Origin of the sequence: Streptosporangium minutum (assembly GCF_002149035.1) — a bacterium.
GTDB classification, from domain to species: Bacteria; Actinomycetota; Actinomycetes; order Streptosporangiales; family Streptosporangiaceae; genus Streptosporangium; species Streptosporangium minutum.
Map to the genome: position 1 here is coordinate 40,321 of NZ_NGFP01000011.1, position 15,528 is coordinate 55,848.

Here is a 15,528-nt window from a genome sequence, read left to right on the forward strand (position 1 = left end):
GTACGGCTTCCGCTGACGCCGTACGGCTCAGCGGCGTACGGCGCGGGCGTACCAGCGCCCGTCGAGGTTGTCGATCCGCAGCGGACGGCCGAAGCACTCCGACAGGTTCTCGCCGGTCAGGATCTCCGCCACCGGACCGGCCGCGTGGATGCGGGTGTCACGCATCAGCAGGGCGTGGGTCGTGGTGGCCGGGACCTCCTCCAGGTGATGGGTGACGGTGACCGTGGTCAGCGCCGGGCGGGTCGCGGCGAGGTCCTCCACGGCGGTGATCAGATCCTCGCGGGCGGGCAGGTCGAGACCGGCGAACGGCTCGTCCAGCAGCAGCACCACCGGGTCGGCCATCAGCGCCCTGGCCACCCGGACCCGGGCCCGCTCGCCCTGCGAGCAGACGCGGAAGAGCCGGTCGGCGAGGTCCTTGCAGCCCATGTCCGACAGCAGGCTGTGAGCCCGCTCGTGCTGGGCGGGGCCGTACCGGTCCCACAGGGGGGCGCTGGTCCCGGTGTGACCGGTCAGCACGACGGTGTGCGCGGTGGCGCCCTCCTCCTCCAGCAGGTCCTCGTCGACGAGCCGCTGACTGGCCGCCACCAGGCCGATGTGACGGCGGAGCTCCCTCAGGTCGACCCGGCCCAGCCGCTGGCCGAGCACCGTGGCGGTGCCCTCGGTGGGATGCCGCACGGCGGCGGCCAGCGACAGCAGCGTGGTCTTACCCGCCCCGTTGGGCCCGAGCACCACCCAGTGCTGGCCGTACTCCACCCGCCAGTCGATGCCGGCCAGCAGGGTCCGGCCGACCGCCCGCACGCCGACACCGCTCAGCTCGACCACACCGGGCACGGACTGGTCCACTGGTCTCCCCCTATGACTCGATACGCGCCGATTACCTTAACCGATGCGCCGCTGCCCCCCTGGCCCGTCCGGGCGACGGCCGCCCTCGGCGGGATCGGGGGCCGTCTCAGCCGCCGATCTGGACCGAGGGGCTCATGCTGGGCGGCGGCGAGGGCACCGTCACCGTGACGGACGGGGTCGGCGAGGGCCCCGGGCTCTCCCCGTCACCGGTCTGCGGGATCTGGGTGAAGGAGGGCTTGGGGCTGACGCCCGGCGTCGCCGGACAGTCCCGATCCTTGTTGCCCTGGCCCTGGCCCCTGCCCCTGGCCTTGGCCGTCACGTCCGCGCAGGTCTGCGACCCGCCCCCGCCGGAGGGGCCGCCGTCATCCTGTGACCGGCCGGGCCGGGGCTCCTCGCGGCCGTCGCTCACGGGAGGCGCCGAGACGGTGTGGGTCGTGGTGACCAGGACCGTGGAGGGCGTCGTCACCCGCGCGGGCTGCCGCCTGCCGCCGGGCGGCCGGGTGCCCCGGGAGATGGAGCCCATGGTGCTCTCCTGAACGGGGATCACCATCGGCGCCAGGTCGGGGACGCCCGCGCCGTCGCCGGCTCCGGCTCCGCCGCTCCCGGCGGCGACCACCGTGACGGCCGCCATGGAGAGCGTGGCCAGCGCCGCGAAACTCGCCTGCGACAGGTGCGCGGCCCTGCGCGGCGCCGCCCTGCGGGAGGTCCTGGCCGGGACCTCGGACCCCTCCCACGGCCGCGCGGAGGCGGGCCGTACGGGGCCGGTCTCGGACGGGTGGGGCACCGGCGTCCAGATCTCCGCCAGCACCTCGGCGACCGCCACGCGAAGGTCCCCCGGGGCTCCGACGCCACCCGCCGCGAGCAGCGCGCCGAGCAGGTCGGCGGCCCGGGGCCGGCGGGCGGGCTCCTTGGCCAGACAGGCCTCGACGGCCGGGCGGAGCAGCGCGGGCACCGAGGCGACGCGCGGCTGCTCGACCATGATGCGCCGGGCCAGCGCGTCGGGCTCGCCGGCCCCGAAGGGGTGGTGGCCGGTGGCCGCATAGGCGATCAGGCAGCCCCAGGCGAAGACGTCCGAGGCCGGCAGCGCCGGGCCGCCGGTGAGGCGCTCGGGGGCGACCCAGCCGGGGCTGCCCATGACCTGCCCGGCCTGCGTGTGCGCGGCCAGGGCGTCGACGTCCCTGGCGATGCCGAAGTCGATCACCCGGGGACCGGTGCGCGACAGCAGCACGTTGCCGGGCTTGAGATCGCGGTGGACCAGCCCCACCTCGTGCACCGCCACCAGCGCGGCGGCCACCCCGAGGGCGACACCGTAGGCGAGGTCCGGGGTGAGCGGGCCGTGTTCGGACACCACCTGGGACAGCGCCGGCCCGGGGATGTATTCGGAGACCAGGTAGGGCCGGTCCCGGTCGGTGCCGTCCTCGACCACGGCGGCGGTGCAGAAAGGCACCACCCGCCGGGAGAATTCCACTTCCTCCGCGAAACGGGCGCGGAGCGTGGGATCGTTGAGATGCACCGGATGTGGCGTCTTGAGCGCCACCACCCCGCCCTGCGGATGCTCGGCCAGGTAGACCACGCCCATGCCGCCGACGCCGAGACGGCCGAGCAGGAGATACCGGCCGATGATGACCGGGTCCCCGACCGTCAGCGGCCGCACCCCGGGCGGCATGCCGTTCAAGGAGCCAGTTCCGCCACGCGCCATCCTGGTTGAGCCTCTCGTGTACGCACTCCGGCAAGCACACTGTGGCGGGATGAGGGAGGCCTTCGCCGCCGACCTGTCATAAGGGATATGAACAGGTAAGGCGAATGATCCCTCGGGGTAAGTCACCGGTGATGTCCGGGATGCCTGCCGGTACCGGATGTGACGGCGTGACCGGGGAGCAGATCGCCCCTCAGGCCGCGGCGGAGCCGGGGAGYTCGGGGTCGGAGAGCCCGGGGCCGAGGCCGGGGCCAAGGTCGGGGAGGTCGGGGCCGAGGCAGGGGTCAGGGCTGAGGCCGGGGAGTTCGGGGTCGGAGAGGTCGGGGCCGGGGCCAAGGTCGGGGAGGTCCCGTGCCGGGAGATCCCGGACGGCCGCGAGGAAGCGGGCGATGTGCCGGAAGACCTGGCGGGCCTCGGGGACGAGGTCGGCGAGGATGGCGAAGACGTGGGGCATGCGGCGCCACTCCTCGTAGGTCACCGGCACCCCGCCGGCGCGGGCCCGCTCGGCGACGCGGCGCCCCTCGTCGCGGAGGACCTCGGTGGAGCCGGTGACGATCATCAACGGCGGCAGGCCGGTGTAGTCGCCGAAGACCGGGGAGACCAGGGGGTCGCGAGGGTCGAGGCGGGCGGTCCAGCGGCGGGCGAGCCAGCCGACCCGGCCCGCCGGGATCATCGGGTCGAGCAGGCGGTTGACCCGGCGGGGCGCGTCGGTGAGGTCGGTCCACGGCGACAGGCACACCGCCGCCGAGGGCAGCGGCAGGCCCCTGTCACGCAGCGCCAGCAGCGTGGCCAGGGTGAGGTGGCCGCCCGCGGAGTCACCGGCGAACAGGATGCCGGCCGGATCGTAGCCGCGCTCCAGCAGGCACGCGTAGGCCGCTGCCGCGTCCTCCAGGGACTCGGCCAGCGTGTGCGCCGGCCCCTGGCGGTAGTCGACGGCCAGCACCGGGCACCCGGCGGCGGCCGACAGACGCCAGGTGATCGGCCGGTGCGTCGCCGGGGAGCAGAGGAAGTAGCCGCCGCCGTGGAAGTACAGCACGGCCCTGCCCTCGTCGAGCCCCTGCCCGGCGCGGACCCACTCGCCGGAACACGTCCCGAGCGGTTCCTTCACGATGCTCACGTGGGCGGGGACGGGGAGCGGCACCCTGTCCGCCAGCGCGACGATGCGGGAGGCCGCGACGACGCCGATGTCGGCTCTGAGCAGCAGGCCGGAGATCGGTTTGAGGGTGCCGCGCATCACCGTGTTGAGGGCTGCGGCCTGCCAGCTCACGGGGTAGCCGGGGCAAACGTCCACGTCGATCTCATCGTGCATGCGGACCTCCGGTAAGGAGGATTCCCGCAGAACATCCTTCTACTCCGACGGTGACCCTATCGTGACGAACAGGCCTTGCACACCCGGCGACACGCTCCTTGACGACAGGTCTGTCCACCGTACTCCACTCCGCGCATAAGGCAGCCGACGGCTCGAAAACGCCGCCTGCCCGGCGGGAAGGCCGGGTGACCACCCGGACAGAGACCGTCGCTTACGGCCGGCGGATCGAGCCGGGCAGGGCGAGATCCCTCCGGGAGCCCCGGAGCCACCGGAGCAGACCAATTCCTCTAGGGGAATTATGAATATATAGGCGAAATGTCGGAAAAATGGAGATTTGGCTGGTCCGTGCTTCGCGCGGCTCCAGAACAAGGGCCATGAGCCCCACCGGGAGGAGACATCCATGAACTCCAGACGGCCGGCGGCGCTCGGCGCGGCGATCCTCGCCGCGGTCGCTCTCTGGCCGCCGGGGATCTCGGCGGCGTCGACGATCCCGGGCCCCGCCAAGGCGGTGGCCGCCGCCTCTCCTCAGCGCGACATCCTCAGCCTCAGGCCCTGCCAGCGCAAGGGCCCTCTCATCTGCTGCAGATCCTGGAAGGGCGTCAGATGCCACAGAAGCCAGCGGGAGCGCCGCAGAGGGTTGGACGACCTTCATGACGAATGGCGCGACCGTCACAGAAGACAGGACCACAGCCAGGGGTGGGGTGACCGCTACGGAGGTTGGGGGGATCTCCACGGAGACCTGACGGGATCGCAGAGAAGCGCGGGCCTCGGAAGCGGCCGTCCGGCCGTCCTGGCGTGATGCGACATACGCTGCCGCCCCGAGGACCCATCGCACCGCCCGCGTCCGAGGCGCCGGCCACCTCACGCACCCACCGGCCGGGAAGGACCACAGGACAAGGAGATTCCCCGTCCACTCGCCATCCGGGCCTCCGACCGGCCGCCGTCCGGCCGCCGGAAATTCCGTTGCCGCCGCCGGGAGGGTCGAGCAGGATAGGAGGGTTGCCCTGACGTCCTTGAGGAGGCCGCCTTCCTGCTCTATGTGCGCATCGCCGGATACGGCTTCCGCCGCCATTCCGCCTACCGCGCCGCCGCCCTCGCCGGAGCCTTCACCAACACCGTCTTCGGGATCCTCCGCGCCTACGTCCTCATCGCCCTCTGGGAGGCCCGCCCCGGGCTCGCCGGGTACGACATCGCCGACGCCGTCACCTTCTGCTTCCTCAGCCAGGCCTTCATCGGCCCCATGCAGCTCTTCGGCGGCGGGCTGGAGCTCTCCGGACGGGTCCGTACCGGAGACATCGCCGTCGACCTCGTCCGGCCGGCGTCGCTGCAGATGTGGAGCCTCGCCGACGACCTCGGCCGGGCGTGCTACCTGCTCCTGCTGCGCAGCCTGCCGCCGACGGTCGTCGGCGCCGCGCTGTTCGGCCTCGTCACGCCGGTTTCCCCGGTGACCTGGGTGTTCTTCGCCGCGAGCTGCGCGCTGGGAATGGTCGTCAGCTTCGCCTGGCGCTACCTGATGGCCCTGTCGGCCTGCTGGGTCGTCGACGACCGGGGCACCCAGTCGCTGTCGCTGCTGATGACGCTCTTCTTCAGCGGCATGGTCCTGCCGCTGAACCTGTTCCCCGGCTGGCTCGGCTCCCTGGCCGGCGCGCTGCCCTGGTCGGCGATGGTCCAGGTCCCCGCCGACGTCTACCTCGGCAAGCGGGACGTCCTGGAGGCGCTGGGATTCCAGGCCGCCTGGGCGGCGGCGCTGCTGGCCCTGGGCGCCCTGGTCACCCGGGCCGCCCGGCACAGGGTCGTGATCCAGGGTGGGTGACGGCGCGACCGCCACGGGACGCGGGAAGGGGACGAGCCCCTGATGGTCAGGACCTACCTGCTGCTGGCCTGGACATGGCTGAGAGCCTCGGCTCAGTATCCGGGACAGCTCGCCACGATGGCGATCGGCTCGTTCGCCGTCAACGCGCTGGACGTCCTGGCGATCTGGGTGATCTTCGAGCACACCGGGTCGCTGGCCGGCTTCGGCCTGGCCGAGGTGATGTTCCTCTACGGCAGCGCGGGCCTGTCGTTCGCGCTGAGCGACATGCTCTTCGGCAACGTCGACCGGCTCAGCCAGCACATCAGGACCGGCACCTTCGACACCATGCTGATCCGCCCGGCGAGCGCGTTCGTCCAGATGGCCGTCGACCGCTTCGGCGTGCACCGCTTCGGCAGGACGGCCCAGGCCGCGGTCGTGCTCGGCATCGCCCTGTCCCAGCTCGACCTCCCCTGGAGCAGGGCGTGGATGATCCCGGTGATGGTCGTGTGCGGGATCGTCATCTTCGCCTCCGTCTTCGCTCTCGGCGGCGCGCTGCAGTTCCTGCTGACCGACGCGCCCGAGGTGGCCAACGCCTTCACCTACGGCGGCGGCACGCTCACCCAGTATCCGCTGAGCGTCTACGGCGGCGAGCTCGTCCGGGGCGTCACGTTCGTCGTGCCGCTGGCGTTCGTGAACTGGCAGCCGGGCCTGTTCGTGCTGGACCGGCAGGACCCCTTCGGCCTGCCGTACGGGCTGCGCTTCGCCGCGCCCCTGGCGGCCCTGATCCTGGCCGCCGTCGCCGCGTTCGCCTGGCGGGCGGGCATCCGCCGCTACCGTTCAACGGGGAGTTGATCGCATGATCGAAGTCGACCGGGTCGGCCGCTCGTTCACCGTGGGCCGCCGCCGCACGCGCACGACCGTGCACGCCGTACAGGATCTGTCCTTCACCGTCGAGGCCGGGGAGTTCGTCGGCTACCTCGGCCCCAACGGCGCGGGCAAGTCCACCACCATCAAGATGCTCACCGGCATCCTCGCGCCCACCTCGGGCCGCATCCAGGTGGCCGGGCTCGACCCGGCGCGCCGCCGTACGGCTCTCGCCCGGAAGATCGGTGTGGTTTTCGGCCAGCGGACGACCCTCTGGTGGGACCTGCCCCTCAAGGACAGTTTCGAGCTGATCCGACACCTTTACAAAGTAGATCGAGTTGACTTCCGCCGCAGGCTGGACGAGCTGACCGGCCTGCTGGACCTCGCCGGGTTCATGAACACCCCGGTCCGCCAGCTCAGCCTCGGCCAGCGCATGCGCGGCGACGTCACCGCCGCCCTCCTGCACTCCCCCGCCGTGCTGGTGCTCGACGAGCCCACGATCGGCCTCGACGTGGTCAGCAAGGCCGCCATGCGCGAGTTCCTGCGCCGCCTCAACGCCGACCACGGCACCACGGTCCTGCTCACCACCCACGACCTGGGCGACATCGAGAAGCTCTGCCGCCGCGTGATGCTCATCGACCACGGCCGCCTGACCTTCGACGGCACCCTGGACGACCTGCGCGCCACGGTCCCGGAGGAGACCTCCATCGAGGACGTGGTCGCCCGCCTCTACACCGACGGGAGCGTGAGCCCCTGACGGCCGCGCGGAGCCGCTCAGTGATAACCCTCGTCGTTGGAGTGCTCGTAGCCGTCGTCGTCCTCGCGCACCCGGCCGGACCAGCGGGAGGGCATGAGGACGGGGACGAAGAGCGCCACGCCGAGGAGGGCGTAGACGCCGCCGGCGAGCAGCGGGGCCGCGCCCCGGCCGGCCGGGGCGAGCGCCGGGTGGAGGGAGACGGCGTCGGCGATCAGTCCGGCGGCGCGCTTGGCGTCGAGGGCGTAGACGACGTTCCAGGAGAGCAGGACCATCGACGGGACGAAGGCCGCCAGCGGTGAGATCCGGCCGGCGACCACCAGGCCGAACAGCAGGCCGATCCCGGCCATGACGCCCAGCACGATCCAGATCCGCGGACCGCTCTCGCCGGAGAGCGCGACGGCGTCCGCACCGGCCTCCTGCACCGCCCAGCCCCCGCCGACCAGCAGGGCAGCCGTCATGACCAACCCCACGAACAGCCCGAAGAAGTGCCGCATCACTACCGCCTCGGCTGGTTGCGCTTGTCACGGTCGCGGCAACCCTAGCGACAAATGCCATTAAACGGCAGGCGTTGCGGGGTGCGTGAGAGCATATGTATCACCATGCATGCCCGACTCCCGTTACGCCTCACGCGGGCGGCCGCCTTCTCGGCCGTCTGCGTGACGCTCGCCGCTCTCGGCCATCTGGCCGCGGGCGGCTCGGGACCCGCGCCGTGGGCGATGGCCACCGGAACCGTGACGGTCACGGCCCTGGCGGTCCTGCTCGCCGGACGCGAACGGTCTACCGCCACGATCAGCGTGGGACTGTCGGCCATGCAGCTCTTCCTGCACGAGCTGTTCGCCTACGGCGACCCCTCGGGGATCTCGCTGACCGCACACCCCCATGGGCAGGGGCTGGGCGAGGACCTGGGCATGCTGGTCGCACACCTCACCGCCACGCTGATCACCGGCTGGTGGCTGGCACGCGGCGAGGGCGCCCTGTGGGCGCTGCTCCGCGCGGCGCGAGGGCGTCTGGGCGCGGCGCTCCGGCTGCTGCCCTGTCCCGTGGCTCCCTCCGCTCCCGCGCGCGCGGCCGTCCCCGCCGTCGTGCCCGTCCCCGCGCGGGCCGTCCTCCGTCACACCGTCAGCAGGCGTGGTCCTCCACTTCCCGCCCGCTGACCCTCCTCCCACCCCTTTCCCGCTCCGCACGCCCCGGCGTGCTCGAAGCCACCCCCTTTCCCGCTTCGCGCGCCCCGGCGTGCTCGAAGCCCATGCATCGAAGTGGAGAACCCCCGTGTCCCTTTCCTCTGCCTGCCGCCGTGCCGTCGCCGTGACCGCCGGCGTCACCGCCCTCACCCTCGGTCTGGCCCTGCCCGCCCTCGCCCACGTGACCATCAACCCCGGCAGCGCCGAGCAGGGCGGCTTCAGCAAGGTCGCCTTCCGGGTCCCGAACGAGCGTGACGACGCCTCGACCAACAAGGTCGAGGTCGCCTTCCCCACCGACCACCCGCTGCCGTTCGTCTCGGTCAAGCCGCTGCCGGGCTGGGAGGTCAAGGTGACCGAGAGCAAGCTGCCCAAGCCCGTAACCACCGAGTACGGCGAGATCACCGAGGCCGTCACGAAGATCACCTGGTCCGGCGGGAAGATCGGGCCCGGCCAGTTCCAGGAGTTCGAGGTGTCCATGGGCGCGCTGCCCAAGGACACCGACCACCTCGTCTTCCCCGCGACCCAGACCTACAGCGGCGGCGAGGTCGTGAAGTGGGACGACGAGCCCAAGGCCGACGGTTCCGAGCCCGAGCGCCCGGCCCCGGTCCTGAAGCTCACGCCCGCCTCCGCCGGGGGCGACGGCCACGGCGCGGCCTCCGCGACCCCGGCCGCGGTCCCGTCGGCCGCGGCGGCCACCCTCGCCGCGCCGACGGTAGTCCCGGTCGCGGCCTCCGGAGCGGACTCCTCCGACGGCACCGCCCGCCTGCTGGGCGGCGCCGGCCTGCTGGCCGGGCTCGCCGGGCTCGTGGTCGGCGTGCTCGGCCTGCGCCGCGGCAACCGCGTCTCCTGAGGCGCCCGATCAGAGGCGACGGCCCCGCGGAGAGGACTCCGCGGGGCCGTCGCGGTGAGGTCAGGTCGCCGGCGCCGTCCTCTCCCGGAGCGCGTCGAGGCGGGCGGCGGTGTCGGCCTCTCCCGGAGCGTCGCGGATCTCGGCGAAGAGGGCGCGCGCGTGGTTCAGGGCGTCCAGGCACTCCTGCCGCCGCCCCAGGTGGTGGTCCAGCTCGCCCAGGCCGCGCAGCATGACGGCCTCGCCGCGCCTGTTGCCGGTGGCGCGGCAGGCCAGGAGCGCCGAACGGTGGGTGACCCCGATCTCGGCCCACGGCGTCCGTATGATCGCGGCGTTCAGCGTGGCGGCGGCCAGCTCCCAGGCCAGCTCGTCGTGGCCCAGGCCGGCCGCCTGCAGCACCGCGGCGACCAGACAGGGCCGCTCGCTGTCGAACCAGGCCAGCGGGTCGGCGAGCAGCGGCTCACGGACGGCCGCCGGCGGCGGCCAGCGCGGCGACCGCCCATAGAGCGGCGCCCGGACGGTGTACGGCAGGCGGCCGTCGGCGTCCTGGGCCAGCGCGAGCAGGATCGCCAGGGCACGGATGACGACCGTCCTGACGGTGGCCTCGCTCTCCTCCCTGAGCGCCAGCTCCCGGGCGTAGCGGCGCACCAGCTCGTGGAAGCGGTAACGGGGCTGGCCGACGGCGTCGACCCCGGCGGTGTCCAGGAAGTAGGCGTCGGCGAGCGCGTCGATGAGGTCCTCGGCCGATTCCGTGGACGCCTCCAGCACCCCCGCGACCAGCCACGGGGCGAAGGTCGGAAGGTCCAGCAGCCCGAGCAGGCGCAGGGCCCGCTGGGCGGGCTCGTCGAGCCTGCGGTAGCCGAGCGCGAGGGTGGCCCGCACGTCCGAGAGCTCGTCGAGGCCATGCCGTTCGTCGGCCATGCGGCCGGCCATCCTGGCGAGCGTCCAGTGGGGGCGGGCGGCGAGCCGGGTGGCGGCGGCCCGGATGGCCAGCGGCAGCCGGCCGCAGAGCCGGACGAGCTCGGTGGCGGCCTCGGGCTCGGGCGCGACCCGCTCCGCGCCGACGATCACCGCGAGCAGGTCGCCGGCGTGGTGAGGTTCCAGCAGGTCGAGGTCGACGGCGTGCGCACCGGGCCAGCCGGCCATCCGGGACCGGCTCGTCACGATGACGGAGCAGGAGGGCGAGCCGGGCAGCAGCGGCCGTACCTGGGCCTGGTCGGCGGCGTCGTCCAGCACGACGAGGACACGGCGGCCGGCGAGCTGCGTGCGGTACAGCTCGGCGCGCTCGTCCGCGTCCTCGGGGATCGCCTGGCCGCCGATGCCCAGCGAGCGCAGGAACCGGGTGAGCACCCGGGAGGGGTCGGCCGGCTGCTCGGCGGAGCCCCGGAGGTCGGCGTAGAGCTGGCCGCCGGGGAAGTCGCCGCTCATGCGGTGCGCCAGGTGCACGGCCAGCGTCGTCTTGCCGACGCCCGCCCTGCCGGTGATGGTCGACACCGGGATCGGTCCAGGCCTGCGGTCGGCGATGAGAGCGCCCAGCTGCTCGACCAGCTTCTCCCTGCCGGTGAAGTCGGCGATGTCGGCGGGCAGCAGGGACGGGCAGGGCGGCTCGGCGGCGGCGGCGACGCCCTCGTAGCGCGTCTCCTGGCGCAGCACCTGGAAGTAGGCGTCGCGGAGCTGGGATCCGGGGTCGACGCCCAGCTCCTCGGCCAGCCTGAGGCGGATGAGCCCGTACTCGGCCAGCGCCTCGGCCTGCATCCCGGACGCGGCCAGGGCGAGCACGAGCGAGGTGTGCACGGCCTCGTTCAGCGGCTCGGCGGCGGCGACCGCGCGCAGTTGCGGGATGACGTCGGCCGACCGGCCGAGCCGCTGCGCGGTCTTGGCGGCCTCCAGCAGCGTGTCGATCCGCTCGTGCTCGATGGCGCGGACCCAGGGGTGGCCGCGCAGCACGTGGTCGAGGTCGGCCAGACATGGCCCGTTCCACATCCGCAGCGCGGAGAGCAGCAGTGCCAGGGACTCCTCGGGGGACGCGGCCGAGCGGGCCCCCGCCACCCCCGCGCGGAAGCGGACCAGGTCCACGTCGCACCGGTCGAGCCGGACCACGTAGGCGGCGCCCATCCCCGCCAGCCAGGTCGAGGCCGAATAGGCGCCCTTGCCCGGATCGATCTGGCGCCGCAGCCTCCCCACGTAGGTCTGTACCAGGTTGACCACCGACTCGGGGGTGTCGTCGCCCCAGAGCGTGTCGATGATCTCCTGACGTCTGACCGGCGATCCGGCCCGGAGCAGGAGCAGGGCCAGCACGGCCCGTTGCTTGTCCGAACCGATCTTGACTTCGGTCTCTCCCCTCCACATCCGGAGTGGACCAAGCAGGCGGAACCGTATGTCCGTCATATTCCCATCCAGGTCAGACCCGCAGCGGATGGCGCAAACCAGAGAATCATACGATTTGACCTAGTCATGTGCGAGGGGCTGACCTGTCAAAGTGCGGCCACTGGAGCCGCACTGGCACCCCGCTGTATTCCCCCACCTCCGCAGGGGATCTCCCGTCCAGTACGGCGTCGGCGGCGCTCCAGCACCACCGGTCATGGTGATGCGGAACCTTCGACGCAGGGAGGGGGTGCACAGATGAAGAAAATCAAGATCCGTAAGGTCGGCCCGATCCGCCTGACCGCCGCGGCGTGCTCGATCTACAAGGTGCCCAACTAGGCGGGACCCCCGTGCGGGTGCCTGCCGGCACCCGCACGACTCCTTCCGCCCTCATGCACGGAAAGGCCCCGTGGTGACCGCGAGTGCCGGCTACGACCCCGACCGACCGCTCCCGCTGCACCAGCTCGTCTACCTCGCCGACGGCGAGGAGGTGACGGTCGGCAGGCCGGACATCGACTCCTACGGCATCTTCCCCGCCGACGGCGCCGAGATCGTTCGCAGGCTGGAGGCGGGCGCCACCCCGCGCGACACGGCCGCCTGGTACCTGGACGAGTACGGCGAGGGCGTCGACATGGACGACGTGATCGCGGCCCTCGGAGAGCTGGAGTTCGTCAGGCCGGCGGACACGGCGGAGACGGCGGCGGAGCCGGCCCCGGCCCCGGTGCGCTGGCAACGGCTGGGCGCGGCGCTCTTCTCGCCCCCGGCCTGGATCGCCTACGCCGCGCTCACCGCGTGGGCCCTGGTCGCCATGGTCCGGCGGCCCGACCTGGCGCCGACCTACAACCACGTCTTCTTCACCGACTACTACACCGTCGTCCAGGCCGCGCTGTTCGTCTTCGCCATCCCCCAGCTCCTGCTGCACGAGGCCTTCCACGCCCTGGCCGGACGGCGCCTGGGGCTGCGCTCCACCCTGACGATCGGCCGCAGGCTCTACTTCATCGTGCTGGAGACGTCGCTGCCCGGCCTGGTCGCCGTGCCGCGCCGCAGGAGATACCTGCCGATCCTCGCCGGGATGCTGGCCGACGTGCTCGTCATGGCCGTGCTCACCCTCGTCGCCGACCTCACCCGGGAGCCCTCGGGCGCCTTCTCCCTCGGGGGGAAGGTCTGCCTGGCGATCGCGTTCGCGGTGCTGATCCGGGTGGTCTGGCAGTTCTCCTTCTATCTCCGCACCGACCTGTACGTGCTCATATCCACCGCCCTCGGCTGCGTCGACCTGCACGACACCGCCAAGCAGTACCTGCGCAACCGGGTCAACCGGCTGCTGGGCCGTACCGGGCACCTGGTCGACGAGTCGGGCTGGCACGAGACCGACCGGCGTACGGCGCGCTGGTACTCCTGGCTGATCGTCGTCGGCTACGCGGTGAGCATCGGCTCCTTCGCCCTGGCGGCCGTCCCGATCGGCTACCGGATGCTCGTGGGGGTGCTCGGGCGGTTCACCGGCGGCGGCGAGGTCGGCTGGGAGGAGCTGCTGGACTCGGCAGTCTTCTCCGGCCTGGTCGTCCTGCAGTTCGTGATCATCGCCTGGCTGATGATCCGTGACCGCCGGCAGCGGCGCGCGCAGCGGCGGCTCGCCCACGTCATCGCCTGAAGGGACTCATCACATGGGCAACCACTACTGGCTCAGAGGCGCCCGGCGCCGCGACCGCGACCGCTCCAGGGACGGGCTCGACCTGCCGCCGACGCTGGCGGTGATCGACGCGCACCGGCGGCTGCGGGGCCCCTACACCGCCGCCGGCACGCTGATCCGGTCGATCGCCGCGGAGGCCCTGGCACTCCGTCCCGAGCTGGGTCCCGCCCACAACATCGAGCTGCTGACCAGCACGCCGGAGCTCGCCGGCGTCGTGCCCTCGGCCTGGTCGACCCTGGAGTGGAGCGTCGGCGAGAAGGAGCGCACGCGTTTCTACTCCCGGCTGCACACCCTGAACGTCTCCAACGGCCTGGCCGAGTTCCTGCGCGACTATCTCGCCGCGACCGGCGGCGGGCCGCGCACCCTGGTCCTGGAGAACATCCACGAGGCCGACCCGACCGACCAGGAGTTCGCCGCGGTGCTGCTGCGCCGCAGCGACCTGGGGCAGCTGACCGTCGTGGTCGGCACCGGCCCCGACCCGGTCGCCGACCCGCCGGGCGAGATCGCCGTCTCGCTGGCGAGCGTCCTGGCGGCCTGCGCCGAGCCCGTCGACTGCCCCGCCTCCCCCGCCTCCGCGGTCGGGGAGGCGTGGGACTACGTGGCCGGCGACGGCACCGGTGACGACCCGGACCTCCTCGCCGCCTACGAACGGCTCCCGCGAGAGGAGCGCGCCCGCCTGCACGACGAGCGCGCGGCGCTGCTGGCCGGCCGGGGAGAGTTCTCCCTGCTGCTCGGCGCCGTCCCCTACCACGCCGAGCACGGCAGCGACCCTCGCGGGGCGGGGCTGGACGCCATCCGGAAGGCGCTCCAGCACTGCAAGGACATCGGTCTCTACCAGGCGGCCGTCGAGCTGGGCCTGCGCGCCCGCGCGATCGTGGACCGGACCGCGCAGGAGGAGCTCTGGTGGTACTTCACCAACTCCACCAGCACCTGCATGGCCTCGCTCGGCCGCGCCGACGAGGCGAACGCGATCTACGACGAGGCCCGCGGGGTGACCCAGGACCCGGTCGTGCACATGGACCTCGCCTACGGCACCGCGATGCTCTACGCCCGCCACTACCCCGAGGAGCGCCGGGACTACCAGCAGGCCAGGTCCTGGATGAACCTGTCCGTCGCGATCGCGTCGCTGCTGGGCGACCGGAAGGAGCGCGCCTTCCACTCGGTCTTCGCCAACAACGGGCTGGCCCTGGTCGAGGTGCGGCAGAAGAGCTCCGACGTGGCCCTGCGGCTGCTGGAGGACGGGATGGCCCGGCTGGACCGGGAGCTCGAAGCGGACGAGCACGCCCTGCACCGCGCCGTGCTGCGCTACAACCGCGCCCAGGTGTTCGGCATGACGGGCCGTCTGGAGGAGGCGCTGGCCGACTACGCCATGGTCGTCGAGCTCGACCCGGAGTTCCCCGAGCACCACTTCAACATCGGCAACATCCTGCGCCGCCTGGGCCGTAACGAGGAGGCCGTCGCCGCCTACGAACGCGCTCTGCGGCTGTCCCCGCCGTTCCCCGAGGCCTACTACAACCTCGCCGACGCCCGGCTCGAACTCGGCGACGTGCCGGGGGCGGTGGCCGACTTCGCCTACACCATCGAGCTGGATCCCGGCCATGTGGACGCCCACGTGAACCTGGCCGGGCTGCTGCACGAGCTGGACGACGCCGAGGCCGCCTGGCGTGTCACGACCGCCGGGCTCGCCCTCGCCCCGGACAACGCCCACCTGCTCTGCCTGAAGGGGAAGCTGCTCGCCGAGCGGGGCGACGCCGACGCCGCCCGCGAAGCCCTGTCGGCGGCGCTCCGGCGGGACGACACCCTGGCTGAGGCGTGGGCCGCCCGGGGTGAGCTGGCCTTCGAGGCCGGCGACCTGGCCGGCGCCGCCGGAGACCTGGACCGGGCGGTCGAACTGGCCGGCACGCCCGCGATCCGGTTCAACCGGGCCGTGGTCTACCAGGAGGCGGCGCGCTACGCCGAGGCGGCCGAGGACTACGGGGCCGTGCTGGCGGCGATCGACGACGTGGAGGCCCGGGAGCGGCTGGACGCCTGCCTGAAGGCCGTCGCGATCTGACGCCGCCCCCGGCCGGATCCACGCCCGTGAACGGACCTAGGCGGGGCGAGCGGGCCTACGCCGGGCGAGCAGATCGACACCGGGCGAGTGGATCTCACCGCCCGGCCGGATCCACGCCGGGTGAGCGGGTCTACG

General features: G+C 72.8%; 12 protein-coding genes. 7 read left to right on the forward strand and 5 right to left on the reverse strand.

Annotation, left to right across the window (positions count from 1 at the left end):
* Window positions 1–27: 27 nt before the first annotated feature.
* The 3 genes from CA984_RS04340 to CA984_RS04350 all read right to left on the reverse strand — a co-directional run bounded on the left by CA984_RS04340 (window position 28) and on the right by CA984_RS04350 (window position 3,848).
* Window positions 28–843: an ABC transporter ATP-binding protein gene (locus CA984_RS04340; RefSeq protein WP_086568375.1), complete on the reverse strand. Its 816-nt coding sequence runs from the start codon at window positions 841–843 to the stop codon at window positions 28–30.
* 106 nt (window positions 844–949) lie between these two features.
* Window positions 950–2,509 (reverse strand): serine/threonine-protein kinase, encoded by a 1,560-nt coding sequence (locus CA984_RS04345; RefSeq protein ID WP_242675727.1) that lies wholly within the window; start codon window positions 2,507–2,509, stop codon window positions 950–952.
* 223 nt (window positions 2,510–2,732) lie between these two features.
* Entirely contained in the window at window positions 2,733–3,848 is a 1,116-nt protein-coding gene (locus CA984_RS04350; protein ID WP_086568379.1) for an alpha/beta hydrolase, read from the reverse strand.
* A 1,039-nt stretch (window positions 3,849–4,887) separates the two neighbouring features.
* Here CA984_RS04350 and CA984_RS04355 point away from each other — a divergent pair.
* Genes CA984_RS04355 through CA984_RS04365 form a run of 3 tightly spaced genes read left to right on the forward strand, consistent with a single transcriptional unit; the run spans window position 4,888 to window position 7,261 of the window.
* Window positions 4,888–5,661, forward strand: coding sequence for an ABC transporter permease (locus CA984_RS04355; RefSeq protein WP_086568382.1), 774 nt, complete (start codon window positions 4,888–4,890; stop codon window positions 5,659–5,661).
* 42 nt (window positions 5,662–5,703) lie between these two features.
* The gene (locus tag CA984_RS04360; RefSeq protein WP_086568384.1) at window positions 5,704–6,492 is read left to right on the forward strand and encodes an ABC transporter permease; all 789 of its coding nucleotides are present in this window, start codon (window positions 5,704–5,706) and stop codon (window positions 6,490–6,492) included.
* 4 nt (window positions 6,493–6,496) lie between these two features.
* Window positions 6,497–7,261, forward strand: coding sequence for an ABC transporter ATP-binding protein (locus CA984_RS04365; protein WP_086568387.1), 765 nt, complete (start codon window positions 6,497–6,499; stop codon window positions 7,259–7,261).
* 17 nt (window positions 7,262–7,278) lie between these two features.
* Here the strand turns inward: CA984_RS04365 and CA984_RS04370 are convergent, their stop codons facing one another.
* A complete protein-coding gene (locus CA984_RS04370; protein ID WP_086568389.1) occupies window positions 7,279–7,755 on the reverse strand; it encodes a hypothetical protein in 477 nt (158 codons plus the stop codon).
* Window positions 7,756–7,860: 105 nt separating this feature from the next.
* Here CA984_RS04370 and CA984_RS04375 point away from each other — a divergent pair, with 105 nt between their 5' ends.
* Together CA984_RS04375 and CA984_RS04380 are read left to right on the forward strand one after the other, a co-directional pair.
* Window positions 7,861–8,415 (forward strand): MFS transporter, encoded by a 555-nt coding sequence (locus tag CA984_RS04375; RefSeq protein WP_242675725.1) that lies wholly within the window; start codon window positions 7,861–7,863, stop codon window positions 8,413–8,415.
* 115 nt (window positions 8,416–8,530) lie between these two features.
* On the forward strand, window positions 8,531–9,292 hold the full coding sequence (locus tag CA984_RS04380) for a YcnI family copper-binding membrane protein (protein WP_086568396.1): 762 nt from the start codon (window positions 8,531–8,533) through the stop codon (window positions 9,290–9,292).
* Window positions 9,293–9,352: 60 nt separating this feature from the next.
* Here the strand turns inward: CA984_RS04380 and CA984_RS04385 are convergent, their stop codons facing one another.
* Window positions 9,353–11,638, reverse strand: a complete 2,286-nt coding sequence (locus CA984_RS04385; RefSeq protein WP_165781100.1) for an AfsR/SARP family transcriptional regulator — start codon at window positions 11,636–11,638, stop codon at window positions 9,353–9,355.
* A 424-nt stretch (window positions 11,639–12,062) separates the two neighbouring features.
* On the opposite strand from CA984_RS04385, the gene CA984_RS04390 reads away from it, so the two are divergent.
* Entirely contained in the window at window positions 12,063–13,301 is a 1,239-nt protein-coding gene (locus CA984_RS04390; RefSeq protein ID WP_086568401.1) for a hypothetical protein, read from the forward strand.
* A 13-nt stretch (window positions 13,302–13,314) separates the two neighbouring features.
* Complete coding sequence (locus CA984_RS04395; RefSeq protein WP_086568404.1) at window positions 13,315–15,393, forward strand: tetratricopeptide repeat protein; 2,079 nt, start codon at window positions 13,315–13,317, stop codon at window positions 15,391–15,393.
* Window positions 15,394–15,528 lie beyond the last annotated feature (135 nt).

Excerpts from the sequence above, each read along its gene's own strand:
- CA984_RS04345 (WP_242675727.1), bottom strand. The coding sequence starts at position 2,509 with ATGCCGCCCGGGGTGCGGCCGCTGACGGTCGGGGACCCGGTCATCATC.
- CA984_RS04360 (WP_086568384.1), top strand. The coding sequence starts at position 5,704 with ATGGTCAGGACCTACCTGCTGCTGGCCTGGACATGGCTGAGAGCCTCG.
- CA984_RS04365 (WP_086568387.1), top strand. The coding sequence starts at position 6,497 with ATGATCGAAGTCGACCGGGTCGGCCGCTCGTTCACCGTGGGCCGCCGC.
- CA984_RS04370 (WP_086568389.1), bottom strand. The coding sequence starts at position 7,755 with ATGCGGCACTTCTTCGGGCTGTTCGTGGGGTTGGTCATGACGGCTGCC.
- CA984_RS04375 (WP_242675725.1), top strand. The coding sequence starts at position 7,861 with ATGCATGCCCGACTCCCGTTACGCCTCACGCGGGCGGCCGCCTTCTCG.
- CA984_RS04385 (WP_165781100.1), bottom strand. The coding sequence starts at position 11,638 with ATGTGGAGGGGAGAGACCGAAGTCAAGATCGGTTCGGACAAGCAACGG.
- CA984_RS04395 (WP_086568404.1), top strand. The coding sequence starts at position 13,315 with ATGGGCAACCACTACTGGCTCAGAGGCGCCCGGCGCCGCGACCGCGAC.